At 66.6% G+C, this 12,335-nt stretch carries 11 protein-coding genes and 1 pseudogene; 6 read left to right on the top strand and 6 right to left on the bottom strand.

Annotated features, from left to right (window positions below):
- Positions 1-486: 486 nt before the first annotated feature.
- Entirely contained in the window at positions 487-2,472 is a 1,986-nt protein-coding gene (locus ACFQEY_RS09425) for an aconitate hydratase (RefSeq protein WP_379767692.1), read from the bottom strand.
- 266 nt (positions 2,473-2,738) lie between these two features.
- Here ACFQEY_RS09425 and ACFQEY_RS09420 point away from each other — a divergent pair, with 266 nt between their 5' ends.
- The gene (locus tag ACFQEY_RS09420) at positions 2,739-3,212 is read left to right on the top strand and encodes a deoxyuridine 5'-triphosphate nucleotidohydrolase (RefSeq protein ID WP_379767689.1); all 474 of its coding nucleotides are present in this window, start codon (positions 2,739-2,741) and stop codon (positions 3,210-3,212) included.
- A 281-nt stretch (positions 3,213-3,493) separates the two neighbouring features.
- On the opposite strand, the gene ACFQEY_RS09415 is transcribed toward ACFQEY_RS09420, so the two are convergent.
- From ACFQEY_RS09415 to ACFQEY_RS09405, 3 genes are all read right to left on the bottom strand, one after another.
- Entirely contained in the window at positions 3,494-4,957 is a 1,464-nt protein-coding gene (locus ACFQEY_RS09415; RefSeq protein WP_379767686.1) for an LLM class flavin-dependent oxidoreductase, read from the bottom strand.
- Positions 4,958-5,061: 104 nt separating this feature from the next.
- Positions 5,062-5,469 (bottom strand): CBS domain-containing protein, encoded by a 408-nt coding sequence (locus ACFQEY_RS09410; protein ID WP_379767683.1) that lies wholly within the window; start codon positions 5,467-5,469, stop codon positions 5,062-5,064.
- A gap of 85 nt (positions 5,470-5,554) precedes the next feature.
- On the bottom strand, positions 5,555-6,511 hold the full coding sequence (locus ACFQEY_RS09405; RefSeq protein WP_379767680.1) for a DUF5787 family protein: 957 nt from the start codon (positions 6,509-6,511) through the stop codon (positions 5,555-5,557).
- 135 nt (positions 6,512-6,646) lie between these two features.
- Here ACFQEY_RS09405 and ACFQEY_RS09400 point away from each other — a divergent pair, with 135 nt between their 5' ends.
- From ACFQEY_RS09400 to ACFQEY_RS09390, 3 genes are all read left to right on the top strand, one after another.
- On the top strand, positions 6,647-7,030 hold the full coding sequence (locus ACFQEY_RS09400; protein ID WP_379767677.1) for a hypothetical protein: 384 nt from the start codon (positions 6,647-6,649) through the stop codon (positions 7,028-7,030).
- A 38-nt stretch (positions 7,031-7,068) separates the two neighbouring features.
- Complete coding sequence (locus tag ACFQEY_RS09395; protein WP_379767967.1) at positions 7,069-7,677, top strand: NUDIX hydrolase; 609 nt, start codon at positions 7,069-7,071, stop codon at positions 7,675-7,677.
- 125 nt (positions 7,678-7,802) lie between these two features.
- The gene (locus tag ACFQEY_RS09390; RefSeq protein ID WP_379767675.1) at positions 7,803-8,642 is read left to right on the top strand and encodes an NAD+ synthase; all 840 of its coding nucleotides are present in this window, start codon (positions 7,803-7,805) and stop codon (positions 8,640-8,642) included.
- Between the two features lie 173 nt (positions 8,643-8,815).
- Here ACFQEY_RS09390 and ACFQEY_RS09385 read toward each other — a convergent pair whose 3' ends face one another.
- Both ACFQEY_RS09385 and ACFQEY_RS09380 read right to left on the bottom strand, forming a co-directional pair.
- A complete protein-coding gene (locus ACFQEY_RS09385; protein ID WP_379767672.1) occupies positions 8,816-9,241 on the bottom strand; it encodes a hypothetical protein in 426 nt (141 codons plus the stop codon).
- A gap of 177 nt (positions 9,242-9,418) precedes the next feature.
- Entirely contained in the window at positions 9,419-10,534 is a 1,116-nt protein-coding gene (locus ACFQEY_RS09380; protein ID WP_379767669.1) for an anthranilate phosphoribosyltransferase, read from the bottom strand.
- 356 nt (positions 10,535-10,890) lie between these two features.
- On the opposite strand from ACFQEY_RS09380, the pseudogene ACFQEY_RS09375 reads away from it, so the two are divergent.
- A pseudogene (locus ACFQEY_RS09375) lies at positions 10,891-11,044 on the top strand (DUF7317 family protein).
- Positions 11,045-11,113: 69 nt separating this feature from the next.
- Positions 11,114-12,295, top strand: coding sequence for a siroheme decarboxylase subunit beta (ahbB, locus tag ACFQEY_RS09370; RefSeq protein WP_379767666.1), 1,182 nt, complete (start codon positions 11,114-11,116; stop codon positions 12,293-12,295).
- Positions 12,296-12,335 lie beyond the last annotated feature (40 nt).

The following is a 12,335-nucleotide window of genomic DNA, read 5'->3' as shown; positions in this document are numbered from 1 at the left end:
GCGCCCGCGGCGAGGTTGGGGAGGCGTGAGGTGCGGGTGCGGTCCCGCGAGTAGAGCGAGCGGGAGTACGGAAGTCGCAGCGCCGAGCGGAGCGAGGCGATCGTCTTCCGGTGGTGCTGTGCGGGGAGGGGGACTCAAAGGGGCAGTCGCCGGCGGCTCTGCCGCCGGCTGCCAGAGGCGCTCCGCGCCTCGCGGCTGGGGCTTTGTGAGTGTTCACCGCGCCAGCAACAATCACTTATAAGCAACCAACGCCAGAAACACAGCGATTCACCGCGTCAGCAACGTTATATAAACAGCCGACGGCAACACCACTCATTCACTTATAAATATCTACTGTACCGCAATGAGATCCATTTTCCCGCGATCAAACAAACCGTCAACGGCAGCGCTCTGCAGTTCCACACCGCTACGACTGAAGAGTGGTAGCAGCGGAAAACGGAGAAGAGGGATATCCGAGATGACCGCCTCTCGCGGGATCGCGAGCGCTCAGTCGTCGGCCGGCGCTGCGCCGGAGCCGCCGTCGGAGTGCTGCCGTTTGACCCACGAGAGCTTGCCGCCGGCCGCGAGGATGTCACGCTCGCGCTCGGAGGCGTCGAGGTCGGCCGTGAACTCCCAGTCGCCGTTGACGCTCACGGTGAACTCCTCCTGCCCGGAGCGGACGCCCGCGGGCACGTCGTCGACGATTTCGAGGTCGTCGCCCTGGTCGATCTTCTCGTACGTCTCCGCGTCGATAGCGAGCGGGACGATACCAAAGTTGAACAGGTTCGCCTTGTGGATGCGGGCGAAGCTCTGTGCGAACACGGCCTCGATGCCGAGATACATCGGACAGAGGGCCGCGTGCTCGCGCGAGGAGCCCTGTCCGTAGTTCTCGCCGGCCACGAGGACGCCGCCGTCGGCGTCGAGCGAGCGCTGCGCGAACGTGTCGTCGACGCGAGAGAGCGTGAACTCGGAGAGCTTCTCGATGTTAGAGCGGTACTTCAGGATGTCCGCGGTCGCCGGGATGATGTGGTCGGTGGTGATGTTGTCCTCCATCTTGAGGAGGGCCTCGCCGCCGTCCACGTCGATCCCGTCCTTGAGCGGCACGTCGCCGATGTTCGGGCCCTTGACGAGCCCGTCGTCGATCGCCTCGTCGGGCGAGATGATGTCGGAGTCGTCCTGACCCATGCCGGGGCCGTACTTCGTCCCCATCTCCAGCCCGGGCGCTTCGAGGTCGCCGAGGTCGTCGGCGAGGTCGCGCGGGTCGACGATCTTGCCCGTGATGGCCGCCGCGGTGGCGACCTCGGGCGAGCAGAGGAAGACGGAGTCGTCCTCGATGCCCGAGCGGCCCTCGAAGTTGCGGTTGAAGGTACGCAGCGAGACGGAGTCGGAGGCGGGCACGTGGCCGATGCCGATACAGGCACCGCACGTCGCCTCGGAGAAGTTGACGCCGGCCGCCATCATCTCCGCGGTCCAGCCCTCGCGGGCCAGCATCTCGGAGGCCTGCTTGGAACCGGGCGCGACGATCATCTCGGTCTGCTTGGCGACCTCGCGTCCCTCCAGCATCTTCGCGCTGGGGAGGATGTCCTCGTAGGCACCGTTCGTACAGGATCCGACGATGACCTGCTCGACGTCGGTGCCCTCGTACTCGCTGACGGGGGCGACGTTGTCGGGCATCGACGGGGCGGCGACGAGCGGTTCGAGGTCGCCAAGGTCGACCTCGATCGTCTCCGCGTACTCCGCGTCGTCGTCGGGTTGGAGGTCAACGTACTCCTCCTCGCGGTCCTGGCGCGCGAGCCAGTCTTTGGTCTTCTCGTCGGTCGCGAAGATAGAAGAGGTCGCGCCGAGCTCGGTGCCGAGGTTCGTGATCGTCGTCCGCTCGGGGATCGTGAGCTTCTCGGCTCCCGGCCCGGTGTACTCGAAGATCTTGCCGACGCCGCCCTTGACCGTCAGCTCGCCCAGCAGGTGGAGCGCGACGTCCTTGGCGGTCGCCCACTCGGGGAGCTCGCCGTCGAGGTGGACGTTGACGACTTCCGGCATCTCGACGTAGTAGGGGCCGCCGCCCATGGCGACGGCGATGTCGAGCCCGCCGGCACCGATCGCGAGCTGGCCGAGTCCGCCGGGAGTCGGCGTGTGCGAGTCGGAGCCGAGCAGTGTCTTGCCGGGCGCGGCGAAGTTCTCCTTGTGGACCTGGTGGCAGATGCCGTTGCCGGGTCGAGAGAAGTACGCGCCGTACGTGCCGGCCGCCGAGCGGAGGAAGCGGTGGTCGTCGGTGTTCTTGAAGTCGAACTGATACGTCTGGTGGTCGCAGTACTGCGCGGCCAACTCCGTCTGAACCTCGTCGAGGTCCAGCGCCTCGAACTGGAGCCACACCATCGTCCCGGTCGTGTCCTGCGTCAGCACCTGGTCTATCTCGATGCCGATCTCCTCGCCGGGCGTCAGCTCGCCCTCGACGAGATGGTCATCGAGGATCTTCTCCGTAATCGTTTGTCCCATATCATCCGAAGTTGGCTCTCCCGTGGATATAAAACCCGCGAGTTTCCCGAAAGATCGACCGTGTTAGATCGGCCGAGCTGGCAATAATTGGTCCGTAAATGCTACGGTATCATTCAGCATGTCACGATCGATCGTAAGGAGAGTATAAGGCCCATAAAGGCGAATATCGGCCGTTCGAGGACTTCCGCCGTGTGGTCGCTCCGCGGACATCGATGCCGGGCACGGGGGTCGACACCGTTTAGTCTCGCCCGCGGATTCGGTCGGGTATGTACGATTCGGGAACGGCGGTCGCCGCGGCGCTCGAAGCGGGGGGTGCGGAGCTGGACGACGCGCAGCGACAGCCAAACGGCGTGGATCTCACGCTCGGCGCTGTCTTCGAACAGGCGGAGGCGGGGGTCGTCAGCCGGAACGGGAAGCGCGTCGGCGATCGCGAGGAGGTCGCTGCCGAGGACGGGAGGTATCGGCTCGGTCCCGGCACGTACGTGGTCAGGTACGGCGAGCCGGTACGGATCCCCGAGGAGCGGATCGGGTTCGTGCTCCCGAGGTCGACGCTGCTGCGAAACTCGTGCACGCTCGACACCGCGGTCTGGGACGCGGGCTACGAGGGCGTCGGCGAGGGACGCCTCGACGTCGGCCACGCCATCGAGATCGAGCAGGGCGCGCGGATCGCACAGATGGTCTTCGCTCGCGCCGACCACGAGGGGACCTACGAGGGGGAGTATCAGGGCGAGGGACTCTGACGCGAGGCTAGCGAAGCAGCGACTCTCGGGTACGAAAGGAAGAACGGCACGCCCGTGCCGGGAAAAGGTGGCACGAGCGTGTCGTTCAGTAGGTCCCCGCTGACGCTTCGGCCCTCCAAGCGAAGCGTCACCTGAATCGATCGGTGGAATCTACTTAAGCGTGCCGGGGGCGGCAGAGTTGTCGTCGCAGACGGTGACGGTGCCTTCGGGATGTCCGGTAGGGACCGCAGGTGGGGGGTCCGGTGGGATCCGGTGGAGTCCGGCCGCCAGCGGGAATCCGTCTACCGCTCGGACGCGGGCTCTCGCCTGGCCGGGTGGTCATCGTGAAGCCGGGCCCGTCCGGTACCGAGGAGACGCTCGCGGAGGGTGCTACCGCCGCGATTCCCGCAGCTCGTCCCGCTCCGGCGGCTCCGTCCGCTTCCCCAGTTCGTCCCGCTCGCGCGTCTCCCCCCGCTTCCGCCGGCCGACTTCGGATCCGAGACAAGGCCGCGCTCGCGAAGCTCGGGAACGACGAGGTCCACGAAGTCGGTCAGCGAGTCGGGACGGACGATCTCCTTCACGTTGAATCCGTGGACGCCGACCTCCTCGTGCCAGTACGCCAGTTCGTCGGCGACCTGCTCCGGGGTGCCGACGATCGTCGGGGAGGTGGTGCCGAGCCCGCAGAACTCCGCGACCTCGCGGACGGTCCAGTCGCGGTCGGGTTGGGACCTCGTGAACGCGTTCATGGTACCCTGGATCGCGTCAGTTTCGATGTGCTCGACTTTCCGGTCGGGATCGATCTCCGAGAGGTCCATGTCGAGAAACCCGGAGAGGAGCGCGAGCGTCGCCTCGACGTCGACGTGAGCCGCGTACGCGTCGTGTTTCGCCTCGGCCGCCGCCTCCGTTTCGCCGACGATCGGGACGACACCGATGAAAAATCGGAGGCGCTCGGGGTCCCGCCCGTGGTCGGCCGCGCGGGATTTCACGTCCCGCATGTACTCGCGAACGCCCGCCTCGGTAGGCTGGCTGGCGAAGACCGCCTCGGCGTTCGCGGCGGCGAACTCCCGTCCGCGGTCCGACGATCCGGCTTGATAGATGACCGGCGTCCGCTGCGGGGAGGGCTCACAGCCGTGCGGTCCCGGCACGGAAAAGTGGTCACCGACGTGGTCGATCGCGTGAACCTTCGCGGGATTCGCGTATCTTCCGCTCTCCCGGTCGATCTCGACGGCGTCGTCCTCCCAAGAATCCTCCCAGAGCGCGTAGCACACGTCGAGGAACTCGTCGGCGCGGTCGTACCGCGTTTCCTTGTCCATCCGCTCGTCGAGTCCGAGGTTCTCGGCCGCCGACTGCAGGTAGGAGGTGACGACGTTGATCGCGATCCGACCGTCGGTAAGGTGATCGAGCGTGGAGAACTCTCGCGCGAGCTGGTACGGGTGGGTGTACGTCGTCGAGCGCGTCACGGCGAACCCGAGGTCCTCCGTGACCTCCGCCATCGCGGGGACGAGGAGCTGCGGGTCGTTCGCGGGCGTCTGGACCGCCTTCTCGACGGCGACCTCTCGGTCGTCGCCGTACACGTCGTAGACCCCGCGGACGTCAGCGAAGAACACCGCGTCGAAGCCGCCGCGTTCGGCGGTTCGGGCGACCTCAGTCCAGTACTCGCGGTCCGCGTATCCCGGAGATCGATCGCCGGGGTAGGCCCACGATCCCGGCGAGACGTGCTCGACGGAGGCCATCGTGAAGAGATTCAGGTGCAGCCGATCGGGCATGGGAGACCGTAAGCGATCCGAACGTATTACCCCCCAGAAAGTGGCGGGACTTGTCGTGGTCGCGGACGAGAATCGAGAGCGTCGGGAAGTGAGAAGCGCGCCCTCTACGGCGACAGCGTCTCCGGCGCGGAAACGTACGCCGCGAAGTCGGAGGTCGTGATGATCCCGATGGGAGCGTCGCCGTCGACGACCGGGACGTGGTGGATGCCGTGTTCGACCATCGTCGCCGCGACCGCCGAGACGGAGTCCTGTGCGCCGGCCGTGAGCGGGTCCGGGGTCATGTACCGCTCGACGGTGGTTTCGGCTTTCGGCTGGCTCTTGGCGACGATGTCGACGAAGTCGGTCGTGGTGAGGATGCCGACCAAGGCTCCGTCGTCGTCGACGACCAGCGCCGAGCTGATGTCGTTGTCGAGCAGCACGGCCGCGGCGTCCTCGACAAGCGTGTCCGGAGTGACCGTGTGGAGTTCGCTCGTCATCAACCGCGCGACGAACACGTCATCGATGTCATCCATGGGCGTACGTTCCGGCGTCAGCGTATAAAACGTTCCTACGTAGGTTCCTGAGGACTCCGCACGAACCGATCGAAGCGTGTGACGGTCAGAGAAACCGCGAGAGTCCCGACTGCTGGCGAGGTCCATCACCGTCCGGATCGGCGACCCACGCGGTCCGCTCGTCGCGAAGCCGGGGAGCGCCGGTCTCCGGCGGGTCGGCAGCGTCGTACGCGGCGCAGTCGACGCCGCAGTCGCGTCCCGGATCGATCACCCGGGCGAAGCACTCGCAGTACGGGCGACCGTCTTCGGTCGCGATCGCGTGCGAGCAGCCGGGCGGCGTCGGTCGCCATCCCTTCCCGTACGCGCGCTCGGCGATCCGGCACCGCTTTCTGGCCTTCGCGCTCGGATCGACAAACGCCACGTCGGTTCGGAGGGCGCGCTCCTCCCTGACTTCGACGCCGGGCTCATCGGGGGTCAGCGGCTCGGGTTCCCGGATGATCTCTCGCTCTCCCGTCCCGGGGTCGAACCGCCAGACGCCGATCGCGTCGGGTATCCGGTTGAGGTGCGCGCGGGTGACGTACGAGGCGGTCGCGAGCACCACCTCGTCGAACAGTCCGAGCGCGGCGTCGTACCGCAGTTGCGCCGCGAGATCACCGGGCGTCCCGAGGTCGGGCTTGTTCTCGATCGCGGTTAGCGATCCGATCCAGTTATCGGGGTATCTGGCGGCCGCGCGGACGACGGGACGACCGTCGCGGCGCTCGCGTTCGAGGAATCCCACGTCGACCGCGCGGTCGACGATCGCGGCGGCCCGGTCGGGCGGGAGGTCGAACGCGTCGGCGACGGGGACCGCCTCTCCGGGGCCGATCGACGCCTCGATCGCGGGAGCCGGGATCCGCTCGGGGGTGATCGCCGCGCGCCGGTCGAACTCCGGACCGGGCGTCAGCACGCAGACGTCGACGATCCGACCGCCGGGGTTCGTGATCCCGGAACCGAGCTGGCGGGAGACGACGCGGTCCGGGGATTCGAGCGCGGCGCAAAGCGACAGCTCGAACCGGAACTCCATGGTGCGTCGAGGAGCGCCGCGGAGTAAAGCGCGTCGACGGCGGCGATGGCGAGGGCGAAGGCGGTGGCAGAGGTGGGGACAGGGCCGCCCCGTTCCGGTCGAAACCGGTATTCCGCGTCGGCGACTAGGTCGTCCATGCGCCGGGTCACCCGGAACCTCGTGGTCGCCATCGCGCTGGTCGTCGTCGCGCTGCTCGCGTTGGGCGCGCTTCCGAGCTACCTCGGCAGCGGCGACCCCTATTACCTCACCGCCGAGCCGATCGAGACGGACGGGGATGCGGTCGACGTGAACAACGTCACCGACCGCCGGTACCCGTACCTCACGGGCGCGCTCACGAGCGAGGACGGCCGCTCGGACGGCTACCAGACGGGCCCATACGGGATGAAAGAGTGGTTCACCCACACGCCCTTCGACGAGGTGGACGCGCTCGCCCAGCAGATGCCGGAGGCGGCGACCGAGGACGGCGTCCGCGTGAGCTATGAGGGCGAGACGTACGACGTCGAGGTGAGACGGCCGTGAGCGACGAGGAAACTGATTCGTCGGCTCCGAACGAAGCGATCGACGACGGCGACGCTCCCGCCGCCGACCTCGCCGACCTCCCCGCCTTCTCCGACGGGCGGACCCACTCGCTGCCGGGCGAGCCGGAGTGGCCGGTCCGGGAGGTCGCCGTCGAGTACGACCCCGGCTGGTTCGTCGGCGGGTACGACCGCGTGGAGCAGCCCGACGGATCGGAGAAGAACTACTACTGGGCGGAGCTGTCGCCCGCGACGGTGGTGGTCGCGGTCGCCGACGACCGAGTGCTGTTCGTCGAGCAGTACCGGCCGACCGTCCGGAACACCCAGCTCGAACTCCCCGCCGGAATCGTCGAGCCCGGCGAGTCGTACACCGCCGCCGGCGCTCGCGAGCTCGCCGAGGAGACCGGCTTCGCCCCGTCGTCGACCGCGCTGCTTCAAGAGGTGTGGTGTTCGACCGGCGTGTTGCGCCACAAGCGCGGCTACGTGTTCGCCGAGGGCTTGGAGCCCGTCGACGTCGACCACGATAGCAACGAGTTCCTCGTCCCGCGGACGGTCCCGATCGACGAGGCGCTGGCGATCGCCAGGGAGCCGCCGACGAACGACGCGACGCTGGAGGGGTTGCTGCTGGCCAAAGAGGAGGGGTTTTTATAGGGAGTTCGTAGGAGCGGCGAGAAGTAACGGCGGGTCGATGCGGTTGGGCGTCGCAGAACCCGACGCGCGTCCAGTTCCTCGAGGCAACGGGGAGATATTAGTCTCCTCGCGCCGTCGATTCGCGCATGAGCCAGACGCCGGATCAGTCGGTACTGCTGTCGGACGACCCGCCGCTCGACCTCCGCCTCTCCCAGTCGGAACTGGAGGCGACCCGCGAGCGCGTCGTCTCCTTCATCGCGGATCTCGTCGACGACGCGGGCGCGGAGGGTGCCGTCCTCGGTCTCTCCGGCGGGATCGACTCGACGCTGACGGCGCACCTCGCCGTCGAGGCGCTCGGCGAGGACGGCCTCCACGGGATCACCATGCCCGCCGAGGTGAACGACCCGGACGTGATGAGTGACGCCGAGCGCGTCGCCCGCGACCTCGGGATCGAGTACGACGTGGTCGAGATCCAGCCGATCGCCGAGGCCGTCTTCGAGGCGGTTCCGGAGGCCGCAGACGACCGGATGGCCGGCGGGAACGTCTACGTCCGGACCCGTGCGGTGCTGAACTACTTCGTCGCCAACGCGGAAAACCGGGTCGTGCTCGGGACGGGGAATCGCGCGGAGGCGATGACGGGGTACTTCACGAAGTACGGCGATCAGGCCGTCGACTGCAACCCGATCGGGAATCTGTACAAACAGCAGGTCCGCCAGCTGGCCGCGCACGTCGGCGTCCCGCGCGACCTCGTGATGCAGGAGCCGACCGCGGGCATGTGGGAAGGCCAGACCGACGCCGACGAGATGGGCTTCGACTACGACACCGTCGACGCCATCCTGGCGGTCCACGTCGACGGCGGTCTCTCCCGAGCGGCGACGGTGCGGGAGTTGGGCGTACCGGAGGCGGCCGTCGACAGAGTGGTCGAACTCGTCGAGCGCAGCGCCCACAAGCGCTCGATGCCCCCCGCGCCGGATCGGGATTTATGAGAGAATGCGCGTCTCGGCCGATCGGTGCTGCCGCTATTGTCGCCCGTTTGGCACCGTTGTAACACTTTTTTATACACAAGACAGGACGAAACAGCCGCTCGCTGAAGAGTGCGAACGTAGTAGAGGCAAGGCGTATATTCTACGGAACTACAGATGGTTCTGGAGAAATAGCACTACCGTTCGTCTGGGTCGATCGACAAACCCAACTGGTCGCACACGTCTTCGAGCATAGAAACGATAGTATCGGTTTGAGCCGATTCCGAACCCAAGTCCCAGCTCAGAGGCCCCAGTCCGGTTGCGCCGCCACCTGCGATCACCGTCACAGACGCCTGATCCGTGGCTTTCCGCTCAATCACGATCGTCACTTGGAGGTCCGAATTCGTCCGCAAGTAGTACTGTTCGGCTACGATGACTTCAAATCCATTGCCCGAATGTCTCACTACGGATTTCCCGTCGTTCTGATCTGAACTCCCGTACAGTGACCCACCCAGCTGTACCGTTTTCTCCTCTTTCCCGTCGGCCTCACGGAGGGAATTGTGCAGTGACTCCGGCAACTCCTCAACTGCCGTCCCCCGTACTTCTACCGTCTTTCGATACATTATCGCTACTGTGTCATCTATGCAAATAAAAATCACCACCCCACCGCAGGTACGGGTAGATCCACAGTGGGCTGTAGTGAGCGATCCGTGAGTGCCCTGTACTGACCGCACACGGGGTAGAATGTGTCATTTTCTGCAGGTCCGTCGGCAGAAACAGTAGCGAAGGTGCTGCCGGTCTCAGAACTCGCGGAGTGCTTCGAGCACAGCCCGCGCCGAGCCGTCGTCGATGGCGGCGCGGGCCACGTCGAGACCCTCCTCGATCGAGTCGGCGTCCTCGCGGGCGTAGATCCGGAGGGCGGCGTTGACCGCGATCGCGTCGGCGAAGGGGCCGTCGCGCTCGCCGGCGAGGACCGCCTCGGTGATGGCGGCCGACTCCGTCGCGACGTCGTCGACCGCGAGGTCGGCTTCCTCCAAGTCCATCCCGTACTCGGCGGTCTCGATGTCGAAGTCGTCGAAGGACGCGCCCTCGCTGCCGGCGTCGCCGGGGGTTCCGCTCGCGTCGTCGCCGTCGCCCGCCGCTTCCCACTCGGCGACCTTGGTGTACCCGGGGCGGACGTCGTCGTACCCCTCCATCCCCTGGAACATGAGGACGCGGTCGAGGTCGTGGAACTCGCTCGCGACGAACGTGTCGACGACCTTCTTTGCGAACGCGAGGTGGTAAAAGGAGCCGAGGTGGACCGACGCACCGGCGGGGTTCGCCAGCGTCTCGATGGTGTTGACGAACGTGCGGACGCCCATCTGGTCCCGGCGGTCGAACAGGTCATCGATCGCGGGGTTGAACGCGGGCTGGTAGTAGAAGCCGAAACCGGTCTCGTCGACCATGTCGGCGGAGTCCGAGGGTGTCAGTTCGGTGTGGACGCCAAGTTCGTCGAGGACGTGTTTGTACGCGTCCTGCTTCTGCGTGGGGACGCGGTCGCCGGAGTGGACGACGACGGGGGTGCCCGCGGCGGCCGCGACGACGCCCGCGGCGACGCCCAGGATCGCGGTGCGTCCCTTGCCGTCGTAGTTCGCGCCGCAGTCGACTGGGTCGGCGTCGGGTTCGGCGTACTCGACGCGCTCGCACATGACGTCGACGTACGCGCCCAGCTCCTCGGGCGTGTTTCGCTTCCAGCGGTTCGCGAGCCAGAACGCCCCGAGCGTCGTCGGGTCGGGCTCGTCCGCCAGGATGCGCTCGAACGCCTCGGTCGCCTGCGCGCCCGTCAGGTCGTCTGCCGACTTGTGACCGGAACCGCAGACGTCGGTCATCAGCCGCTTGAGGGGCCAGTCGCCGAACTCCTGAGTCGCCTGAGCCATAGGCGTCGTTTGGGGCTCCGAACGAAAAGTCCCTCGCTCGACTCCCGCGCGGCGGGAACCGGCCGCCGGAACGCTGCCCGCCGAAGACAGAGATACGTTCCGACCGACGATACCATCCCGTCCGTCAGATACCGCTCCCTCCGTCAAGACGTGAGCGCGCGCGAACGACGAAGCCGAATCGACTGACCCCACTCAGCCGTTCCGTGATACACATCCCCATGCGATGTGAAAACGAATGTTTCTTTTTAAAATGTTTTTAACTACATTCGTCTAACTATACTCTGATAAGATGCCTTGCTAAATCTCTAATAGCGCTAGAGTTATATATTCGTCCACCTAGTAGAAGAATGTATCCGATGACGTCCAAATCCGTGGCGACCGCGCTGACGCTGTATCGCTCTCGCACCCTGACGCTCGAACAGGCTGCGACCGTGGGCGGGTGCTCGACGGCGCAGTTCGAAGCGAGCGCGCGGGCGTTCGAGAACCCCACCGAGGCCCGCTGACGACTGAGTTCGCCCCTCACACGGCTGCGGCGGGGCTCCGAAACCCGTACGTACGCGGGGGTCCTTATCCGGCACAATGAGTCTGGACGCCGACTGGCGGGCCGGGATCGACGCGGTCGACGCCGCGCTCATCGACGACTACCAGAGCGGTTTTCCCGTCGAGGAGCGCCCGTTCGAGCGCGTCGCCTTCGAGGTCGCCGCGGAGACGGGCGTCGACGTCGACGCCGACGAGGTCCTCGACCGCGTCCGCGACCTCCGGGAGCGGGGCGTGTTCCGGCGGTTCGGGGCGGTGCTCAACCCACCGGTCATCGGGTCGTCGACGCTGGCGGCGGTGCGAGCGCCCGAGGACCGGTTCGACGAAATCGCCGAGGTGATCAACGGCTACCGGCAGGTGAACCACAACTACCGCCGCGATCACGAGTGGAACCAGTGGTTCGTCGTCACCGCGGGATCCCGCGAGCGGCGCGACGCGATCCTCGCGGAGATCGAGGAACGAACCGGCTGTGCGGTGCTGAACCTCCCGATGCTCACGGACTACTACATCGACCTGGAGTTTCCCGTGGTCAACGCTGATCGGTTCGCGAGGGAGTCGGGCGAGGTGCTTCGCGCCTCGGAATCCGCGAGCGGGGAACGAAGCGGTTTGCGAGCGTCCGAGACGGCGGTCTCCGCGACGCGCATCTCTGAGGACGCCCGCGGCGACCTCGCACCCCTCGACGCCGACCTCCTCCTGACGATACAGAACGGCTTCCCGCTGTCTGCGACCCCCTACGCCGACGTGGCGGACGAGATCGACGCACCTCTCGACGACGTACTCGCGGCGGTCGAGCGCCTGCTCGCGGGCGGGTGCATCAAGCGGATCGGTTGCGTCGTCAACCACGTCGTCACCGGGTTCACGAACAACTGCATGGTGGTCTGGGACGTGCCCGACAACGATCTCGATCGGCTCGGCGAGGCGGTCGGGAGCCTCCCGTACGTCACGCTGTGTTATCACCGCCCGCGCCGCCCGAAGCAGAACTGGGAGTACAATCTGTTCACGATGATCCACGGCCGCGAGGCCGAGGCGGTCGACGCGAAGATAGACGAGTTGGCGGCCGACCACCTTCCCTTCCCCCACGAGCGGCTCTACTCGACGGAAACGCTGAAACAGACCGGCGCACGGTACGAGGACCTCGTCGCGAACGAGGAGTCTGCGGAGAGCGGCGCGACGGTGACTGAAAGCAGCGCGACGGTGAACGAAGGAAAGCGCGACGGTAACTGAAAGCAGCGCGACGGTGAACGAAGGAAAGCGCGACGGCGAG

Origin of the sequence: Halorubrum trueperi (assembly GCF_042662525.1) — an archaeon.
Lineage (GTDB): Archaea > Halobacteriota > Halobacteria > Halobacteriales > Haloferacaceae > Halorubrum > Halorubrum trueperi.
Note: the sequence above shows the minus strand (reverse complement) of the source record. Positions and strands in the feature narration are given on the sequence as shown.